Origin of the sequence: Neisseria mucosa (genome assembly GCA_003028315.1) — a bacterium.
Classification (GTDB): domain Bacteria; phylum Pseudomonadota; class Gammaproteobacteria; order Burkholderiales; family Neisseriaceae; genus Neisseria; species Neisseria mucosa.
The window spans coordinates 1,366,625-1,385,678 of record CP028150.1 but is presented as its reverse complement, the minus strand read 5'-3'; the positions used below and the strand labels follow the sequence as shown (position 1 = coordinate 1,385,678).

The window sequence follows — 19,054 nt, the reverse complement described above, 5'->3', positions numbered from 1 at the left end:
CACGGGGTTGCCATTTATGGGCAGTCTCAGGGCATTCCACTAATCTAAAGGAGAAATCCATGAATCTACACGAGTATCAGGCTAAAGAACTGCTGGCAGGCTACGGCTTGCCTGTGCAAGGCGGTATTTTGGCACACAACGGCGAGGAAGCCGCAGCCGCTTACGACAAACTGGGCGGCAAATTTGCTGTCGTCAAAGCCCAAGTCCACGCAGGCGGACGCGGTAAAGCGGGCGGCGTAAAAGTCGTCAAAAGCCGTGAAGAAGCCAAAGAAGTGGCAGAAAGCCTGATTGGTACCAATCTGGTTACTTATCAAACCGATGCCAACGGTCAGCCGGTCAACAGCGTTTTGGTTTGCAAAGACATGTATCCGGTGCAAACCGAGCTGTATTTGGGCGCGGTGGTCGACCGTTCTACCCGTCGCATTACGTTCATGGCTTCGACCGAAGGCGGTGTGGAAATCGAAAAAGTTGCCGCCGAAACCCCTGAAAAAATCTTCAAAGTAACCGTTGACCCGCTGGTCGGCCTGCAACCTTGCCAAGCGCGTGAAGTGGCGTTCCAACTGGGCTTGAAAGACAAACAAATCAACGAGTTCGTCAAACTGATGACCGGCGCGTACAAAGCGTTTGTCGAAAACGACTTCGCTCTGTTTGAAGTGAACCCGCTGGCAGTCCGCGAAAACGGCGCGCTGGCCTGCGTGGACGGCAAAATCGGTATCGACAGCAACGCGCTCTACCGCCTGCCGAAAATCGCCGAATTGCGCGACAAATCTCAAGAAAACGAACGCGAGCTGAAAGCCTCCGAATTCGACCTGAACTACGTTGCGCTGGAAGGCAACATCGGCTGTATGGTGAATGGCGCAGGTTTGGCGATGGCAACCATGGACATCATCAAACTCAAAGGCGGCCAACCTGCCAACTTCCTCGACGTAGGCGGCGGCGCGACTAAAGAGCGCGTGGTTGAAGCGTTCAAACTGATTCTCGAAGACAAATCCGTCAAAGGCGTATTGATCAACATCTTCGGCGGTATCGTCCGTTGCGACATGATTGCGGAAGCCATTGTGGCAGCCGTTAAAGAAATCAACGTTGACGTGCCTGTCGTTGTCCGTTTGGAAGGCAACAACGCCGAACTCGGCGCGAAAATCCTGAACGAATCAGGTCTGAAACTGACTTCCGCCGACGGCCTGAATGACGCAGCCGAAAAAATTGTCGCAGCCGTAAACGCCTAAGGAGAAAAGAATGAGCGTATTGATTAATAAAGACACCAAAGTATTGGTTCAAGGTTTCACCGGTAAAAACGGTACTTTCCACTCCGAACAAGCTCTGGCTTACGGCACTAAAGTCGTCGGCGGCGTTACCCCGGGCAAAGGCGGCCAAACCCACCTGAACCTGCCCGTGTTCAACACCATGAAAGAAGCCGTTAAAGAAACCGGCGCGGACGCATCCGTGATTTACGTTCCGGCTCCGTTTGTGTTGGATTCTATCGTTGAAGCCGTTGATTCCGGCGTAGGCTTGGTGGTTGTGATTACCGAAGGCGTGCCGACTCTGGACATGCTCAAAGCCAAACGCTATTTGGAAACCAACGGCAACGGCACACGTTTGGTCGGCCCTAACTGCCCGGGCGTGATTACTCCGGGCGAGTGCAAAATCGGCATTATGCCGGGCCATATCCACCAACCTGGCCGTATCGGCATCATTTCCCGTTCCGGTACATTGACTTACGAAGCCGTGGCACAAACTACCAAACTGGGCTTGGGTCAATCAACCTGTATCGGTATCGGCGGCGACCCGATTCCGGGTATGAACCAAATCGACGCGCTGAAACTCTTCCAAGAAGACCCAGATACCGACGCCATCATCATGATCGGTGAAATCGGCGGTACTGCGGAAGAAGAAGCAGCCGAATACATCCAATCCAACGTAACCAAACCTGTTGTAGGTTACATCGCAGGTGTTACCGCTCCTAAAGGCAAACGCATGGGCCACGCCGGTGCGATTATCTCCGGCGGCAAGGGTACTGCGGAAGAAAAATTTGCCGCTTTCGAAAAAGCCGGCATCGCCTACACCCGCAGCCCTGCCGAATTGGGCAGCACCATGCTGGAAGTGTTGAAAGCAAAAGGCTTGGCGTAATAACGCTTAGTCGTTTTGACTGAAAAACCGAAAGGTCGTCTGAAAACTTGGAAACAGGTTTTCAGACGACCTTTTTATCTCTAGCGTTAATCTTTACATGTTTTCAAACCAACTTTAGCCGAATTGACTTGAGAAGAAGTGTAAAGGGGTTATAATCAGTTAACAGATGAATAATCTGTTATTTCACCCATATGGACATCAAGGAGAAGGTAATGAAAAAACATGATTTTGAATCCCGCAAAGAAGCTTTGTTGAAAGACATTCAAGATGTAATGAACGATGTCGAAGAGCTGTACACCAAAGGCGTGGAAGCCGGCTCGGAAGAAGGTAAAAAAGCCAAAGCCAAATTGCAGGAAAAACTCGAAGCCGCCAAAGAGCGTTTGTATCGTTTTGAAGACGAAGCAGGCGAGCGCATCAGACATCATGCCGACCGCGCGCGCGAAAAATACGACGAATTTGAAGAATTGGCAGAAGAGCGTTTCAAAGAAGGCAAAAAACGCTTTGCCGAGTTTGGAGAAGAAGCGGGTGACCGCATCAAACGCGGCGCACGCCAAGCCGATGCAGCCGTACACGACAAACCTTATTACGCAATGGGCTTTGCTGCACTGGCAGGCTTGGTCGTCGGCGTCTTGCTGAACCGCCGATAATCGGTCAAACAGGAATGCCGTCCGGACACGATTTTTAGAAGTCTTGTTCCGGCGGCGTTTGCTTATGAGGGGCGGCAAAGGTTTCAGACGACCCCAAAGCCTTCGGATTGTCCGTTTCGGAGCAATCAGGGAAATCGGAATATGGGTATCAGACAAAATATCGAACATACGAAAACGCTGCTGAATCAAGGTATCGATTTGCTTTTGCTGCGGTTGCAGATTTTGAATCTGGATTTGGCGGAGCAGGCGGAAAACGTGTTCCGCATCATCATATGGCTGGTCGTATCGGGCATATTGCTGCTGATTGCATTCATCAGCCTGCTTTTTGGACTAAACCGCGCGTTGTCAGATACCGCGGCGATATGGGTATTTTTCGGGATAACTGCCGTCAGCCTGATCGTCATTGCAATTTTGTTCGGTAAAGTGTCAAAAGACTGGCGCAGCCAAAACAACCAAATCGCGGCAACCTTGCAGGACATCCGGGCAGACATCGCCTGCCTGCGCGGTCAAGATATGCAGGAAGGAGGGGGCGATGAATAAAACGGAACGCGATGAAGCACGCGAACTGCTGCAACTGGAAGCCAAACTCGTCCGCCTGAGGATTGAGGCATCGTATTTGAAACAGCGTAAATTGAAGGAACAGGAAGAGCGCAAGTCGGACACGCTGATGAAGCTGCTGGATTTGGGCAACGAGCTGACGCAGACAAGCCTGCTGTATAAAACGGCAGGACTCGCCATTCCGCGCAAATACCGCTTCGGCGCACTGCTGGCAGCGTTTGCGTTGAAGGCTGCGATGAAGTAGATGGGATTAGAAAGAAGGTCGTCTGAAAGTTGGGTTTCAGACGACCTTTTTGTATAGTGGATTAAATTTAAATCAGGACAAGGCAACGAAGCCGCAGACAGTACAGATATAGTCAATTAAAAACAAAATAGTACAATACTCAACATTGAAGGTCTAACCATGGCATACTCTGCGGACTTAAGAAACAAAGCTTTAAACTATTACGAACAATGCAAAAACATCAGCCAAACCGCAGCAACATTTAACTTGTCAAGAAACACGCTTTACCTGTGGATTCGCCTTAAAAAACAAACAGGCAGCCTAAAACATCAAGTTACCGGTCTAAATGCCGTCAAATTGGATAGGCAAAAACTGGCTCAATATGTTGAGCAACACCAGGATGCCTATCTGCATGAAATCGCCAAACATTTTGATTGTACGCCAGCCGCCGTTTGCTATGCACTCAAACAGATGGGGATGACGCGCAAAAAAAGACCACCACTTACAAAGAACAAGACCCGGCCAAAGTAACGCATTATTTGACACAGCTGGCCGAATTTTCTGACTACCAACGTGTTTATTTGGATGAAACAGGATTTGACCGCTACCTGTTCCGTCCCTATGCCCGCAGCCCGAAAGGGCAAATAGTGAAAGCGCAGATAAGTGGAAAAAGATACCGACGCTTATCTCTGGTGTCCGCACAAGTCGGCAACCGGCTGATTGCTCCGATGGTTTATCAAAATACGATGACCGGAGTCTTTTTTGAAGCGTGGTTTCAGCAATGCCTACTGCCCGCATTGACTCAAAAATCGGTGATTATTTTAGATAATGCACGATTTCACCGTATGGGTGTTTTACGGGAAATGGCGGAAAAATGGGGACATAAGGTATTGCCTCTTGCACCTTATTCACCTGAGCTCAACCCGATTGAGAAGGTGTGGGCAAATATTAAGCGGTATCTGCGAACCGTATTGTCTGATTACGCCCGATTTGACGATGCGCTAGTGTCCTATTTTGATTTTAATTGACTATAGTACGGCAAGGCGAGGCAACGCCGTACTGGTTTAAAGTTAATCCACTATATTTGTGGGGTTCGTGGGCGAAGCCCACGCTACGGTGGGTTTCAGACGATTTTTGGTTGTCGGTGTAGGTTGGGATAACCGTATCCGACGGGATATTTTTCTGCCGTCATTCCCGCGCAGGCGGGAATCCATCGGAAACCCTAAGAAACAGATATTCAAAAACAGTTGCCGAAATTCAAAAGTGGATTCCCGCCTGCGCGGGAATGACGGCTGCTGGAGGTAATTATGGGTTGGATTGGTAAAGTTTGCGTTGAAATTTGCGATGAAGTAGATGAGATTAGAAAGAAGGTCATCTGAAAGTTGGGTTTCAGACGACCTTCTGAGGTTGGCAGGATTCGTGGGCGAAGCCCACGCCACATCTAGTTTTCAGACGACCTTGGGTCAGAGGTCGAAGGCGGCGTTGATGAGGCGTTTGGTGTAGTCTTTCTGCGGGTGGTGGAAGATTTGGTCTGCGCTGCCGTATTCGACGAGTTCTCCGTGCTGCATGACGGCGACGTTGTCGCTGACAGCGCGGACGACGGAGAGGTCGTGGCTGATGAAGATGTAGGTCAGTCCGTATTTGGTTTGGAGTCCGCGCAGCAGTTCGACGACTTTGATTTGGACGGAGCGGTCGAGGGCGGAGGTGGGTTCGTCGAGGAGGATGAACTTGGGCCGCAGGATGAGGGCGCGGGCGATGGCGATGCGTTGGCGTTGTCCGCCTGAGAATTCGTGCGGATAGCGGTTGAGTGCGTCGGCGGGCAGGGAGACTTCGTCCAGGACTTTGAGGACGAGTTCGGTGCGTTGGGCTTTGGTCATTTCGGGGCGGTGGACGGTGAGGCCTTCGCCTATGATTTCGCCGACGGTGAGGCGGGGGGAGAGTGAGCCGTAGGGGTCTTGGAAGACGATTTGGCGTTCGGCTTTGAGCTGGCGCGCTCGCTCGGGGCTGAGGGCGGCGAGGTCGCTGCCGTCGAAGTGTATGCTGCCTTGGTAGGGGAGCATTTGCATGATGGCTTTGCCGAGTGTGGATTTGCCGGAACCGGATTCGCCGACGATGCCGAGGGTCTCGCCTTGGCGGATGGCGAGGCTGATGTTTTTGACGGCGTGGAAGGTTTTGAGGGGTTTGCCGAAGAAGTTGTGTTTGAGGGTGAAGTGGACATTGATGCCGTCGGCGCGGATGAGTTCGGGCGGGTTGCCTTCTACGGGGTCTTTCATGCCTTTGGGGACGGAGTGGATGAGTTGGGCGGTGTAGGGGTGGGTGGGGTTGGCGAAAACTTGTTTGATTTTGCCACGCTCGACGATTTCGCCGTCTTTCATGACGCAGACGGTTTCGGAGTAGTGTTCGGCGAGTCCGAGGTCGTGGGTGATGAAGATTATCGCCATGCCCATTTGTTTTTGGAGGTCGTGGAGGAGGTCGAGGATTTCTGCCTGGATGGTGACGTCGAGGGCGGTGGTGGGTTCGTCGGCGATGAGCAGGGCGGGCTCGTTGAGCAGCGCCATGGCGATCATGATGCGCTGGAGCTGGCCGCCTGAGAATTCGTGGGGGTATTGTTTCAGACGACGTTCTGCTTCGCGGATGCCGACGCGGTTGAGGAGGTCGAGGATGCGTTCGCGGGCGGCTTTGCGGGTGATGGTTTTGTTGTGGACGCGCAGGGCTTCCATGAGCTGGGTGCCGATTTTCATGAAGGGGTTCAGCGAGGTCATGGGCTCTTGGAAGATGAAGCTGATGCGTCCGCCGCGCAGGCTGCGGAGGTTTTTTTCGTCTGTGTCGAGGATGGATGTGCCGTCGAAGGTGATACGCGAGTCTTTTCCGTAGCGGGTGGTGTTTTCGGGCAGGAGGCGCATGAGGGACATGGCGGTAACGGATTTGCCGGAACCGGATTCGCCGACGAGGGCGAGGGTTTCGCCTTTGGCGACTTTGAAGCTGATGTTGCGCACGGCGTGGACGGTTTTTTCGTGGAGTTGGAAGCGGATGTCGAGGTTTTCGACGGTGAGTAACGGGGTGTTCATGGGTGTGTCCTCGTGGTGTGTGTCAGCGGTCTTTGGGGTCGAGTGCGTCGCGCAGGCCGTCGCCGATGAAGTTGAAGCAGAAGAGAGTGGCGACGAGGAAGAAGCAGGGGACGAGGAGCTGCCACGGGGCGGCTTCCATGGAGGCTGCGCCGTCTTGGAGCATGGAGCCCCAACTGGTCATGGGTTCTTGTACGCCCAATCCGAGGAAGCTGAGGAAGGATTCGAACATGATCATGCCGGGGACGAGCAGGGAGGCGTAAACCATGACGACGCCGAGTACGTTGGGGATGATGTGGCGGGTAACGATGCGGCGGCGGGATACGCCTGTGATGCGGGCGGCTTCGACGAATTCTTTGTGTCTGAGGCTGAGGGTTTGGCCGCGGACGATGCGGGCGACGTCAAGCCATGAGACGAGTCCGATGGCGACGAAGATGAGGAAGAGGTTGCGCCCGAAGAAGGTGGTGAGGAGGATGACGAAGAACATGAAGGGGAAGGCGTTGAGGATTTCGAGCAGGCGCATCATGACGGAGTCGAGTTTGCCGCCGAAAAAGCCTGCGAGCGCGCCGTAGAGCGTGCCGATGACGACGGCGACGAGCGCGCCTGCAATGCCGATGAGCAGAGAAATGCGTCCGCCGGCGGCGGCTCGGGTGAGGAGGTCGCGTCCGAGCAGGTCGGTGCCGAAGTAGTGGCGGGTGGCGAAGGAAGGCGGGATTTGCATGTTGTCCCAGTCGGTGTAGTCGTAGGTGTAGGTGCTGACCCAGGGGGCGGCGACAACGAAGAGGGTGATGGCGGCAAGGATGAAGATGCTGCACAGGGCGGCTTTGTTGTTGCTGAAACGCCGCCATGCGTCCTGCCACAGGCTGCGTCCGTGTACTTGTGCCTGTTCGGCTGCGTCTGCTATAGCGCGGGAATTTTTCTTGTTGAATAGCATGGTGTTCTCCGTTGTTTTGTTCGGGGTCGTCTGAAAACGGCAAAACCGGTTTTCAGACGACCTTTTTTTGCTTTTAATAGCGGATTTTGGGGTCGATCAGGGCGTAGAGGATGTCGAGTATGGCGTTGAAGACGATGGTCAGTACGCCGACGAGGATGGTCAGCCCCAAGATCATGCCGTAGTCGCGGTTGAGCGCGCCGTTGACGAAGAGTTGTCCGATGCCGGGCAGTCCGAAGACGCTTTCGATGACGATGGCGCCGGTGATGATGCCGACGAAGGCAGGAACGAGATAGGAGAGGATGGGCAGCATGGCGGGACGCAGTGCGTGGCGCAGGACGATGCTGTTCATTGATAATCCTTTGGCGCGGGCGGTGCGGATGTAGGGGCTGTTCAACACTTCTATCATCGCGCCGCGCGTGATGCGGGCGAGGCCTGCGACATAGCCGATGGAGAGGGCGGCGACGGGCAGGATGAGGCTGGTCAACGAGCCGTCATTCCAGCCGCCGGCGGGCAGCCATTTGAGGGTGATGGCGAAGATGAAAATCATGATGGGGGCTTTGACGAAGCTGGGGACGACGATGCCGGTCATGGCGGCGGTCATGATGGTGTAGTCCGCCCATGTGTTGCGCCTGAGTGCGGCGATGGTGCCCATGAGTACGCCCAAGACGGTGGAGACGATGAAGGCGTACACGCCCAGTTCGACGGAAACGGGCAGAGCTTGGGCGAGCAGCTCGTTGACGTTGTAGTCTTTGTATTTGAACGAGGGGCCGAGGTCGCCGTGGGCGAGTTGTTTGAGATAGTTGAAGTATTGCAGGTACATCGGGTCGTTCAGGTGGTATTTGGCTTCGATGTTGGCCAGTACGGCGGGCGGTACGTTTTTGTCGCCGGTGAAGGGGCTGCCGGGTGCGAGCCGCATCATGAAGAATGAGACGGTAATCAGGACCAGCATGGTGGGGATGGCGGAAAGTATGCGGCGGATGATGAATTTCAGCATATCGTACCTGCTCGGGGCTTGGTGGGTCGGAATATGCCTGAATACGGGAAGGTCGTCTGAACGGGGTTCGGACGCTTGGGGTGGTTTTCTCTTCTTTGTAGTCAGGCCCTTGGTTTTTGGGTGTGCGGGCTTTTGCTTTTATGGTCGTCTGAAACGGGATTTTGGGTTTCAGACGACCTTTGGGCTGATGCTTTTCGTGGGCAAAGCCCACGCTACGGCTTTTATGGTTGTCTGAACACTTTGGATGGGGTTTCGGACGGTTTTTTATTGCGGCAGTCGCGGGTGGCAGCCTGCGTTATGGGTTTGTTTCGGAGGTCGTCTGAAACCGGATTTGGGGTTTCAGACGACCTTTTTGCTGGTGTTTTTCGTGGGCGGAGCCCACGCTACGGTTGTTTTTCAGACGACCTTTTGGGTTGGTGCGGGTTCGTGATTAGAACCCGCGCCATGGTCGTTTCAGACGACCTTTGCCGTCAGCGCGCCAGCGGTTCGGTGCGTTTGATCAGCCATGCTTTTGCCGCGCCTTCGGTCAGCGGCTCGAGGCGGCGGCGGACTTCGGCGTGGTAGCGGTTGACCCAGTCGATTTCGCCGTCGGTCATGAGGGCGGTGTCCATCAGACGGGTGTCGATGGGGCAGAGGGTCAGGGTTTCGAAGTAGAGGAAGCTGCCGAACTCGGTTTCCTGCGGGTTGGCGACGGCTTGGTTGGCAGCGAGGTTCTCAATGCGGATGCCCCATTTGCCGGGACGGTAGAGTCCGGGTTCGATGGAGGTAACCATGCCTTTTTTCATGGCGTGCTGCGGACCGGGAACGGCGGCGCAGGCGATGACTTGCGGGCCTTCGTGGACGTTGAGGAAATAGCCTACGCCGTGGCCTGTACCGTGGCCGTAGTCGCATTGCGCCTGCCACAGGGGTTTGCGGCAGATGGCGTCTATCATCGGCGAGAGGATGTTTTCGGGGAACACGGCTTCGGCAAGCGCGATATGGGCTTTGAGGACGAGGGTGTTGTCGCGTTTTTGTTCGGCACTCGGTGTGCCGACGGGGACGACGCGGGTGATGTCGGTCGTGCCGCCTTTGTATTGCGCGCCGGAGTCGATGAGCAGGAGGCCGTTGCCGCTGATGGTGCTGTGGCTTTCGGGCGTTGCGCTGTAATGCGGCAGGGCGGCGTTGGCGTTGAAGCCTGCGATGGTGTCGAAACTCAATGAGATGAAGCCCGGACGTGCGCTGCGGTAGCGGTGGAGCATGGTGTCCACGTCGATTTCGGTCAGGCTGCCGCCGTTGTCGATGATGTCTTCAAACTCGGCGAAGAAGCCGCACAACGCCGCGCCGTCTTGTTCCATCGCTTCGCGGATGTGGGCGATGTCGGCTTCGGATTTGACGGATTTGAAGAAGGTGGACGGGTTGATGCCTTCGATCAGGCGCACGCTTTCGGGCAGGCGCACGAGCGTACTGACGGCGGTTTTGTTCGGCTCGATAAGCAGCGTGCCGCCGATTTGCGCGAGTTTGTCGGCAACTTGGGCGTAAGGTTCGACCGTGATGCCGGCGGTTTGCAGCGCGGCGGCGGCTTCGGCGTTCAGACGACCTTGGTCGGTAAACAGGACGGCGTTGTCTTTGCCGATAAGCAGGAAGGACACGAAAACGGGGTTGAAAGGCACGTCGCTGCCGCGCAGGTTGGTCAGCCAAGCGATGTCGTCAAGCGAGGAAACCAAGTGGTAATCCGCGCCTTTTTCCGCCATGACGGCACGCACGCGGGCGAGTTTTTCGGCAGCGGTTTCGGAGACGTAGGCGGGGTCGTGGATGAACACGGTTTCGGCGGGGATGGCTGGGCGGCTGCTCCATACGCGGTCAAGCAGGTCGTCGGGGTGTTCGATGCGGATGTTTTTGGCGGCTAGGGATTGCGCCAAAGTACGTTTGCCGGTGAGCGACACCATATCGGAAGGGATGCCGACGGCGGCGTTCTCGGGCAGGTTTGCCGCGAGCCATTCGTTGTACGGCGGAACTTGCCCGCTTTTTTGCAACTCGATGCCGCTGCCCGCAAGCTGTTTAGTGGCTTGTTCCCAATAGCGGCTGTCCACCCACACGCCAGCTTCATCGGCGGTAACGACAAATGTGCCGACCGAGCCGGTAAAGCCCGACAACTCGCGGCGCGCCTGCCAGTGTGCGGGCAGGTATTCGGAAAGATGGGGGTCGGCGGAGGGGATGACGAGTGCGTCCAAACCTTGCGCCTTCATGGCTTCGCGCAATGCGGACAGGTAATTCGATACGGTATTCATGAACGGGATTCTCCAATAGGGTTTCGCGGTTTCAAACGACCTCTTCAATTTAGTGTACAGGGAGGTCGTCTGAAAAACGTGTCTATGTTATCAAATCACTTCTTGGGTGCAAACGACCAATTTTTGATGGTGTAGTTTTTCAGCGGGTCGCGGTCGGAGTAGCCTTGAATGTCGGGTTTCACCAGATTGATGCTGACTTGGTGATACAGCGGGATAAAGGCGTCGTCGCGTTGCAGCATCGCCTCGGCGCTGACGTAGCGGCGGGCGCGCTCTTCGGCGGAAATGCCCGCTTCGAGCGTGCTGTTCATCAGTTTGTCGAATTCGGGATTCTTGTAATGGAAGGCGTTGTTCGGATTGTTGGATTTGAAAATATTGAGCATGCCCGCAGGGTCGTTGTAGTCGGAACACCAGCCCGCAAACGCCATGCTGAAGTTGCCTTGCATACGGGTGTCCAAAAAGGTTTTCCATTCTTCGTTCATCAGCGTGGGGCGCACAAACGGTACGGTCGCCTTCCAAACGGATTGCAGCGCGGTAATCTGTTTCTTGGCGGCATCGCTGGTGGTATAGATGATTTGGAACTCGAGCGGTTTCTCTTCGCTGTAACCCGCTTCGCGCAAGAGTTTTTCCGCTTCGGCAATGCGCGCTTCGCGCTTGAGCGGCTTCCATGCGGGGGCAGACTCGCCGCCGCCCTGCATATTCGGCGGGGTAAGCTGGAACGCCTCCTTGTCGCCGCGTCCGGCAACTTTGGTAATGATGGCGCGGTCGGTCAGCAGGTTGAGCGCGCGGCGGACTTTGGGATTTTTAAATTCGGCGGATTCCAAGTTCGGCTCTAAAAACCAAGAACACAGCAAAGTTGCCCGCCGAACCTGCCCGGGAAATTCTTTCTCGGCAATCTTAATCTGATCGGAAGGGATGCCGTAGGTAACGTCCACTTCGTCGGCGCGGTAGCGGTCGTATTCTTTGCCGATGGCGAGGAACACCGCCTGCGGGATGGATACTTTTTTGCTGTCGTAATAAGCAGGGTTTTTATCCATGGTGATGTGGCTGTTGACACGCCATTCTTTGAGGATGTATGCGCCGCTGGAAACATAATTGCCCGGCTGCGTCCATTTTTCGCCGAACTTCTCGACCGTGGCGCGGTGGACGGGGTAGGTGAACTGCTGAATCAGCATATCGGGGAAATACGGCACGGGCGCGGTGAGCGTGAATTGCAGCGTTTTCTTGTCCAAAGCCTTGACGCCCAAAGTATCCGGCTTCGCCTTGCCTTGAAGGATTTCCGCCGCACCCTGTATTTTCGCGTCTTCCAAATAGCTGCTGTAAGGCGCGGCGGTTTCGGGATCGGCGAGGCGGCGGAAGCTGTAAACGAAATCTTCGGCGGTAATCGGGTCGCCGTTGCTCCATTTCGCATCGCGCAGGTGGAACGTCCAAACGCGCCCTTCGTCCGACGGCTCCCATTTCAACGCCAAGGCAGGAATGGTTTTGCCTTCGGCATCCGTACCGACCAAGCCGTCCATCATCTGACGGATAATCGCGCCTGCCGCCATATCCGAGCTTTTTTGCGGGTCGAGCGTACTCGGTTCGACCGCGTTGCTGATGACGATTTTATTGTATTCGCTGCGCTTGAATTCGGGCGCGGGCTTGACTTCGCGATGACACGCCGACAGTGCAAGCACTATGGCAAGCGATAAAGCCGATATGGAATAAGGTTTGTTCGGCAGCACGTTTTTTCTCCTCTTCTCGCTATCTCTCCCTCCATCCTGCGTTTTGCAAAAAATAAAAAACTACATATGACTACATGGTAGGGAAATATTCTGATTTTTGGCGGATAAAAAGATTTATTCTCTATGGATATTTGAAAAAATCCGCCTGTTTTGGGAAACGGTTTGCAAGATAACACAAAAAAACGCCGTAAAAAACATTTTTTGAAATAAAAGTTACAAGTGATTACAAAAATATTGATTTTTTTGCACGCCTCAAATAGTATAAAACCCTGTTTAAACGCAGCCTCAGAAAAATCAAGCAAAAGGAGAAGAAAATGAAGAAGTTATTAATGATTGCGGTTGCCGTCCCGCTTGCCGCCCCCGCATTGGCATCCGATAACGAAGCCAAAATCGGCGGACGGATATTTACTTCTATCGAACACGAACGCAACGGCAAAGGGCAATCCGCTACCGATATATCCGACAACAACAGCCGCATCTGGATTATGGGCAGTGAAAAACTCGACAAAGACCTCAAGCTCATCTACGGTGTCAATTCATTCGTCGCCTTTGACTACAACGGCTGGAGTACGGACGACTCCTATATCGGTCTGCGCGGCGATTTCGGTACCGTCCGCGCCGGCTGGCTCAGTACCCCCATGCACTACCTGACCGGCGAACAAGACGCGTTCAACGGCAACAACCACACCCAAACCATGGGGCGCATGACCCGTTTCGGCGGCCGTGAAATCGCCCTGAACTACGAATCCAAAACCTTTGACAACGGCTTCAACTACCGCGTCCAAATCGCGCCCGGTGCCAACAAATACAAAGACAGGAAACGTAACAGCGACTGGATGGCGGGCGTAGGCTTGCACTACAAACACCCGACCAACGGCTTCAACGCCCACTACGCGCTGGAGTACGCTCGCAACGGCTCACCTGACGACACCAAAGACAGACAGGTTCATTCCATGAAAGTCGGCTACGACAAAGACAATCTCTACCTCGCCGCCGGTATGATGTACGCCCGCAATGTTGCCGACAAATTCCACTGGGAAGACGAAACCAAAACCAATACCAACACCCGCGATTTCCAAGTGACCGCCGGCTACACCATGGGCAACATCACCCCCAAACTCGGCGTCGCCTACGGCCGCTCCGATACCGGCAAGAACTACAAACAGCTCGCGTTCAACACCGAATACAAATTCTCCAAACGCACGACCCTCTCGTTCAACTCAGGCGTAGTCAAAGAAAGTAAAGACCCCAAAACCGGCTGGGCGGCAGGCATTTCGCTGGAACACAGCCTGCAATAACGCGGGATTTGAAGCATAAAAGGTCGTCTGAAAACCTGAATATCGGTTTTCAGACGACCTTTTGTAATTGGCTTCATTGCTTGCTGATGTAGGTAGGATACTTGTATCCGACAACTGCTTGAAATTTTCCACATTGCCTAATTAGGGTTTGAATGTTGGCAACGTTGGATACTCATATCTGGCCTACTGACTCCTGAATCGGACGATAAGCCGGGTCGTTTCTTCATGGGCAAGGCACACGCTGCTTATACGGGCAAACCGCCTGCGCCGGCTTTGAAAAAAGTCGTCTGAAAACGGCAGATGCCTTGTCCACAAAAATCGTGCCTATATCCGGATACTGCCTTTATGTTTACAATCATAATGTTATAAAGTATCATCCTTACTTTTGTTTCATTTTGAACACATCGTCTTTAATTTTCGATATTGTTATGAATTCCATTTTACTCACCGGATTGTTCCAACGCCTGCTGATTGCGCTTTTCGCTTTGGCGGCGGTTTGGGGCGTGTATTTTTGGGCGGTTGCATGAGTATCGTTGTTGAAAATCTGACGGTCAGCTACCGGACACGGCCTGCCGTACACCATGTCGGCATCGAATTTGCCGAGCATTCGATGTGGGCGGTCTGCGGGCCGAACGGGGCGGGCAAATCAACTTTTTTAAAAGCGGTCATGGGTTTGCAGCAAGTCGATACGGGACGCGTCCTCCTGCAAAACCTGCAACGCAAAGACATCGCCTATCTGCCGCAGCAGTCGGACATCGACCGCGGCCAGCCGATGACGGTTTTCGAACTGGCGGCGATGGGTTTGTGGTACGAAATCGGCTTTTTCGGACGGGTTGACGCGGCGCAGCGTACCCGCGTTTTGGATGCGCTTGCGCGCGTCGGTATGCGGGATTTTGCCGACAGGCAGATCGCGCATTTGTCCAACGGCCAGTTTCAGCGCGTTTTATTTGCGCGTATGCTGGCGCAGGGGGCAAAATTCCTGCTTTTGGACGAACCTTTCAACGCCGTCGATGCGCGCACGACTTACGCGCTTTTGGACGTATTGCGCCAATGCAATGAGGAAGGGCAGGCAATTATCGCGGTGTTGCACGATTATGCGCAGGTACGCGATTATTTTTCGGACACGCTGTTGCTGGCCCGGGAAAAGGTTGCGGCGGGCAGGACGCCGTCCGTCCTGACCGATGAAAACCTTGCCCGCGCGAATATGCTGATGCAGCGGCAGGAGTCGGAGGACTGGTGCGACGTATAGTTTGCGCCGCCCCCTCGTAAGGCAGTACGTCGTCTGAAAGATGCGGCGAAGGATTTTCAGACGACGTTTCCCATTTTCAGAAGTTTTCCCTTATTTACCGGATACCATGAATTTATACGATTTGCTGATTTCCCCTTTTGCGGAATTCGACTTTATGCGCTATGCGCTTGCGTCGGTATTCTGTCTGGCTTTGAGTGCCGCTCCGGTCGGCGTGTTCCTGGTCATGCGGCGCATGAGCCTGGTGGGCGATGCTTTGAGTCATGCCGTCCTGCCCGGTGCGGCAATCGGCTATATGTTTGCCGGGCTGAGTCTGCCGGCAATGAGCGTCGGCGGGTTTGCGGCAGGCTTGCTGATGGCGCTGTTGGCGGGTTTGGCGAGCCGTTTTACATCGTTGAAGGAAGATGCCAACTTTGCCGCCTTTTACCTGAGCAGTCTGGCAATCGGCGTGGTTTTGGTCAGTAAAAACGGCAGCAGCGTCGATTTGCTGCATCTCTTGTTCGGGTCGGTCTTGTCGGTGGATATTCCCGCGCTGCAACTGATTGCCGCCTCGGCAAGCGTTACGGTAACGGCATTGGCGATTATTTACCGCCCGCTGGTTTTGGAAAGCATTGACCCGCTGTTTCTGAAGGCGGTCGGCGGGAAGGGCGGCTTTTGGCACGTCGTCTTCCTGATTTTGGTGGTGATGAACCTTGTTGCAGGCTTTCAGGCACTCGGTACGCTGATGTCGGTCGGTCTGATGATGCTGCCGTCGATTACCGCGCGGCTCTGGGCGAAAAGCATGGGCGCGTTGATGGCTTTGTCCGTCTTTATCGCACTGGTCTGCGGTTTTGCCGGACTGCTGTTTTCCTATCACGTCGAAATTCCGTCCGGACCTGCGATTATCTTGTGCTGTGGCGTGCTGTATGCCGTATCGCTGGTGTTCGGGCGCGAAGGCGGTATATTGGGCAAATGGTTCAAGCGTCGCAAGCACAAGGCCTTGTGATAGGCGGTTGTGCAAGCTGAAAATCAAAAAGGTCGTCTGAAAAGTGAACTGCACCCCAAAAGTTGGACATCCCCTCCAACTCACAAGGTGCAGTTTTTTTATGAGCAAATATACATTACACTTCAAATACCAAGCCGTACTCCACTACCTGCACATACGCAGCCAACAGCGTACCGCTGACCACTACGGCATCTCACGAACCCACCTGAGACGATGGATACGCGCCTATCAAGAAGGCGGTATCGGCGCACTCGAACATCCCCAATCCAAAACCATGCCCCAACACCGCAAAAACCCCTTCATCGCAGATAAACCCGACCAAGAAAAAACGCAGGCAGAGCTTATTGAAGAGTTGTGCTATATGCGCGCAGAGGTCGCCTACCTAAAGGAGTTAAAAGCCCTCAGCCAAAAGCAGACCGCAAAGGACAAAGCCAAACCGTCCAAACACTGAGGGCGCAACACCCGCTCAAATACCTGCTGCACATCGCAAACCTGCCCAAAAGCAGCTTCTACTACCACCACCAAGACCGACCCGACCCCGACGCAGCCGACAAAGCCCTCCTCGTCGAAACCTACCGGCGGCATAAAGGACGTTACGGACAAAGGCGCATTGCCGCAGCATTGGGTTGGAACCGCAAAAAAGCGGCGCGGTTGATGAAGCAGTTGGAACTGAAAGCCCTCATACGGGCGAAAAAAGCCTACCGCCATCCCGCCATGGGCGAAATATCGGAACACCTCCTCAAACGCCGGTTCAAAGCCCGAAAGCCCAACGAAAAATGGCTGACCGACGTTACCGAACTCAAAGGGAAGGACGGCAAACTGTACCTCTCGCCGATATTGGACTTGTTCAACCGCGAGATCGTCGCCTACGCCATGAGCCGCAATGCCAACAGCGAAATGGTGAAGGAAATGCTCGAAAAAGCCGCACTCCGTCTGACTGATAAAGGAACGATGCTTCATTCGGACCAAGGTGTGCTGTACCGTACGGCGGAATATAGGAAATTGATTGCAAAACATTCCATGGTTCAAAGCATGTCGCGTAAGGCGAACTGCTGGGACAATGCGCCGATGGAAAGCTTCTTTGCGGTGTTGAAGACGGAGTGTTTCTATAACGCAGGTGAATTGACGGTAGATGAATTGATGAAGCAGATAGATGACTATATGGATTACTACAACCGGGAGCGTTGCAGTTTGAAATTGAAAAAGCTGAGTCCTGTCGCATACAGAACCCAGCTTGCACAGAGCGCTTGAATAGGCTTTTATGAGTGTCCAAGATTTGGGGGCCAGTTCAAAGCTGCTTGGGCTTTCAGACGACCTTTTTATCGGGTTTACTGATCGGATTTTTGAAACCGATTTGTTGTCATTCAAATAGAAACGTTTCAATCGGCGTTATTCCCGATAAGGCGGAAATTTCTTTCAATTTGGGCAACTGTTTTTCAAATACCTGTTTCTTAAGATGTCCGACGGATCACCGCCTGCGCGGGAATCTCGGCGGATGGCGGGCAGAGTGTTTTTCCAACCCTTTATCCCTGCTGCTTCAAAACTGTTTCTCCACGCTGACGAATGTCTGCATACTTTTGCGGGAATAGAAGCCGCTCATATTGCTGTCGATTTTGAGATAACGGAAATTCAAATGCGGCACTAAGCCTTTCCATGAAATTTTATTGTGCCAAACAGAGGCATTTGCCTGATATTCATGGTCTTTTCGGGTCAGACGGTACACCAGGCTTCCCGGCGCATCAAAGGTACGGCGGGCGTAGCGCAGGTTGGTGCGGATGCCGAATCCATTCTCAAACGCTTTCGCCGCGCCGAAGCGTATGCCCTTGCGTACGGATGCCTGCTCCGCTTCTTTGGTCATGTCGTGCGACCAGTCTGCGCCGCCGTAGAGCAGCCAGTTTTTCGGTGCAGAGTATGCCAGCGTTGCTCCCACTAGCGGCATATGGCTGTTGTAACGCGCTGCCGAACCGCTGTTCCGATAGTATTTTTTGATATAGCCTGCATTGAGCGAGAGCCGCCATTTTTCGTTCAGACGACGTGAAAAATCGGTATGGATACCGGTTTCGCGATTATAGCGTTTGCCGCCCAGCCAGTTTTGCTCGGCAAACGGTACAACCCCGAAAGATTGCACCGCCGAACGGTTTTTATAGCCTGCCGCCAAGCGCAGGCTTTGTTCGTTAAAATCCTGATTGTCCCAATAATGCACGCCGTCGCCGCTGAGACTACCGTAAACAAAATGATGTCCGCCCACATTGATTTCGCGCGATACGCCTGCGCCGTAGCGGATACCGTGCGCCTTTTGCGGCAGGCTGTCAGCGGTTTTATTCCAGCGTCTGCCGTTCCATTCTATAACGCGCTCGGATGAGGCATTGTTCACATTATCGGTCTGCTCGTATTGCAGCGAAACATCAGGCTGCCAGCTTTGCGCCGATTCAATGGCGGCAAGATAGCGGTCGGCAAGTTGCTGCATGGGCGGCTGCAAATCCGGTTTTGCCCGTTTCAATTCAGCTTTTGCCTCACGATACTGCTTGTTTTCAAACATCATTACACCCAAATCGAAACGCGGATACGCCAAATCGGGATGTTTCGCCAAAATGCCGCGATAGAGCGAGACAGCTTCATCATGCCGCAACTGACTGCGCCGCAAGGCGCCTAGAGCATAATCGTATAAAACGGCATCCCGGTCGGGCGCGGCTTTATATTGCGCCAACAAACCTTCCAGCGTCTTCCAGTCCCGTCCGATTAATGCGCGGTTGATCTGTGCTTCCAATGAGGAATCGGCAGAAAGGTCGTCTGAAAGCCTCTGTTCTGCGGGTTTGTCGTCGGTAAAATCTTTTGAGGGTGTTTCGCTGTTCGGTTGCTTGTCAAAAAATACAGGCGCAGGTACACGGACAACGGGTGTCTCGGCAAGGGCGGTTGGCGGGAAAGCGAGCATCAGTAAGACGAGATGGTTTTTATTCATTTTATTCAGTAGGATATGGATGGCAGGAGT

General features: G+C 53.9%; 19 protein-coding genes and 2 pseudogenes. 15 read left to right on the top strand and 6 right to left on the bottom strand.

Features of this window, described 5'->3' with window-relative positions:
- Nucleotides 1-59: 59 nt before the first annotated feature.
- The 7 genes and pseudogenes from NM96_06920 (at nucleotide 60) to NM96_06890 (ending at nucleotide 4,583) form a co-directional block, all read left to right on the top strand.
- Nucleotides 60-1,226 carry an ADP-forming succinate--CoA ligase subunit beta gene (locus NM96_06920; GenBank protein AVR79091.1) on the top strand — a complete coding sequence of 389 codons (1,167 nt, stop codon included), beginning with the start codon at nucleotides 60-62 and terminating at the stop codon, nucleotides 1,224-1,226.
- 10 nt (nucleotides 1,227-1,236) lie between these two features.
- Nucleotides 1,237-2,127, top strand: coding sequence for a succinate--CoA ligase subunit alpha (locus NM96_06915; GenBank protein AVR79090.1), 891 nt, complete (start codon nucleotides 1,237-1,239; stop codon nucleotides 2,125-2,127).
- Between the two features lie 15 nt (nucleotides 2,128-2,142).
- Nucleotides 2,143-2,208: pseudogene (locus tag NM96_06910) on the top strand (FAD-binding protein).
- Nucleotides 2,209-2,339: 131 nt separating this feature from the next.
- Complete coding sequence (locus NM96_06905; GenBank protein ID AVR79089.1) at nucleotides 2,340-2,774, top strand: DUF883 domain-containing protein; 435 nt, start codon at nucleotides 2,340-2,342, stop codon at nucleotides 2,772-2,774.
- A gap of 141 nt (nucleotides 2,775-2,915) precedes the next feature.
- On the top strand, nucleotides 2,916-3,314 hold the full coding sequence (locus tag NM96_06900; protein AVR79088.1) for a phage holin family protein: 399 nt from the start codon (nucleotides 2,916-2,918) through the stop codon (nucleotides 3,312-3,314).
- Nucleotides 3,307-3,576 (top strand): hypothetical protein, encoded by a 270-nt coding sequence (locus NM96_06895; GenBank protein ID AVR79087.1) that lies wholly within the window; start codon nucleotides 3,307-3,309, stop codon nucleotides 3,574-3,576. The genes NM96_06900 and NM96_06895 overlap by 8 nt, the downstream gene beginning before the upstream one ends.
- A 159-nt stretch (nucleotides 3,577-3,735) precedes the next feature.
- A protein-coding gene (locus NM96_06890) for an IS630 family transposase (GenBank protein AVR79086.1) occupies nucleotides 3,736-4,583 on the top strand; the annotation gives its coding sequence in 2 pieces (ribosomal slippage) (nucleotides 3,736-4,051 and nucleotides 4,051-4,583; 849 coding nt in all).
- Between the two features lie 435 nt (nucleotides 4,584-5,018).
- Here the strand turns inward: NM96_06890 and NM96_06885 are convergent.
- The 3 genes from NM96_06885 to NM96_06875 all read right to left on the bottom strand — a co-directional run bounded on the left by NM96_06885 (nucleotide 5,019) and on the right by NM96_06875 (nucleotide 8,548).
- Nucleotides 5,019-6,623, bottom strand: coding sequence for an ABC transporter ATP-binding protein (locus NM96_06885; GenBank protein AVR79085.1), 1,605 nt, complete (start codon nucleotides 6,621-6,623; stop codon nucleotides 5,019-5,021).
- A gap of 22 nt (nucleotides 6,624-6,645) precedes the next feature.
- On the bottom strand, nucleotides 6,646-7,554 hold the full coding sequence (locus NM96_06880; protein AVR79084.1) for an oligopeptide ABC transporter permease OppC: 909 nt from the start codon (nucleotides 7,552-7,554) through the stop codon (nucleotides 6,646-6,648).
- Nucleotides 7,555-7,627: 73 nt separating this feature from the next.
- Complete coding sequence (locus NM96_06875; GenBank protein ID AVR79083.1) at nucleotides 7,628-8,548, bottom strand: oligopeptide ABC transporter permease OppB; 921 nt, start codon at nucleotides 8,546-8,548, stop codon at nucleotides 7,628-7,630.
- On the opposite strand from NM96_06875, the gene NM96_06870 reads away from it, so the two are divergent.
- Together NM96_06870 and NM96_06865 are read left to right on the top strand one after the other, a co-directional pair.
- Nucleotides 8,535-8,783 (top strand): hypothetical protein, encoded by a 249-nt coding sequence (locus NM96_06870; GenBank protein AVR79082.1) that lies wholly within the window; start codon nucleotides 8,535-8,537, stop codon nucleotides 8,781-8,783. The two genes, NM96_06875 and NM96_06870, sit on opposite strands and share 14 nt — an antisense overlap.
- A 9-nt stretch (nucleotides 8,784-8,792) precedes the next feature.
- Entirely contained in the window at nucleotides 8,793-8,978 is a 186-nt protein-coding gene (locus tag NM96_06865; GenBank protein AVR79081.1) for a hypothetical protein, read from the top strand.
- A gap of 40 nt (nucleotides 8,979-9,018) precedes the next feature.
- Here NM96_06865 and NM96_06860 read toward each other — a convergent pair whose 3' ends face one another.
- Complete coding sequence (locus NM96_06860; protein ID AVR79080.1) at nucleotides 9,019-10,815, bottom strand: aminopeptidase P family protein; 1,797 nt, start codon at nucleotides 10,813-10,815, stop codon at nucleotides 9,019-9,021.
- 95 nt (nucleotides 10,816-10,910) lie between these two features.
- Nucleotides 10,911-12,536: a peptide ABC transporter substrate-binding protein gene (locus tag NM96_06855; protein ID AVR79079.1), complete on the bottom strand. Its 1,626-nt coding sequence runs from the start codon at nucleotides 12,534-12,536 to the stop codon at nucleotides 10,911-10,913.
- Nucleotides 12,537-12,850: 314 nt separating this feature from the next.
- On the opposite strand from NM96_06855, the gene NM96_06850 reads away from it, so the two are divergent.
- The 6 genes and pseudogenes from NM96_06850 to NM96_06825 all read left to right on the top strand — a co-directional run bounded on the left by NM96_06850 (nucleotide 12,851) and on the right by NM96_06825 (nucleotide 17,316).
- A complete protein-coding gene (locus tag NM96_06850; GenBank protein ID AVR79078.1) occupies nucleotides 12,851-13,834 on the top strand; it encodes a porin in 984 nt (327 codons plus the stop codon).
- 320 nt (nucleotides 13,835-14,154) lie between these two features.
- Nucleotides 14,155-14,361 (top strand): hypothetical protein, encoded by a 207-nt coding sequence (locus tag NM96_06845; protein AVR80294.1) that lies wholly within the window; start codon nucleotides 14,155-14,157, stop codon nucleotides 14,359-14,361.
- Nucleotides 14,331-15,083, top strand: coding sequence for a metal ABC transporter ATP-binding protein (locus tag NM96_06840; protein ID AVR79077.1), 753 nt, complete (start codon nucleotides 14,331-14,333; stop codon nucleotides 15,081-15,083). Before NM96_06845 ends, NM96_06840 begins: the two co-directional genes overlap by 31 nt.
- A 106-nt stretch (nucleotides 15,084-15,189) precedes the next feature.
- Nucleotides 15,190-16,065, top strand: a complete 876-nt coding sequence (locus tag NM96_06835; GenBank protein AVR79076.1) for a metal ABC transporter permease — start codon at nucleotides 15,190-15,192, stop codon at nucleotides 16,063-16,065.
- Between the two features lie 43 nt (nucleotides 16,066-16,108).
- Nucleotides 16,109-16,516: pseudogene (locus NM96_06830) on the top strand (transposase).
- A 170-nt stretch (nucleotides 16,517-16,686) separates the two neighbouring features.
- Entirely contained in the window at nucleotides 16,687-17,316 is a 630-nt protein-coding gene (locus NM96_06825) for a hypothetical protein (GenBank protein AVR79075.1), read from the top strand.
- A 286-nt stretch (nucleotides 17,317-17,602) separates the two neighbouring features.
- On the opposite strand, the gene NM96_06820 is transcribed toward NM96_06825, so the two are convergent.
- On the bottom strand, nucleotides 17,603-19,024 hold the full coding sequence (locus NM96_06820; GenBank protein ID AVR79074.1) for a hypothetical protein: 1,422 nt from the start codon (nucleotides 19,022-19,024) through the stop codon (nucleotides 17,603-17,605).
- Nucleotides 19,025-19,054 lie beyond the last annotated feature (30 nt).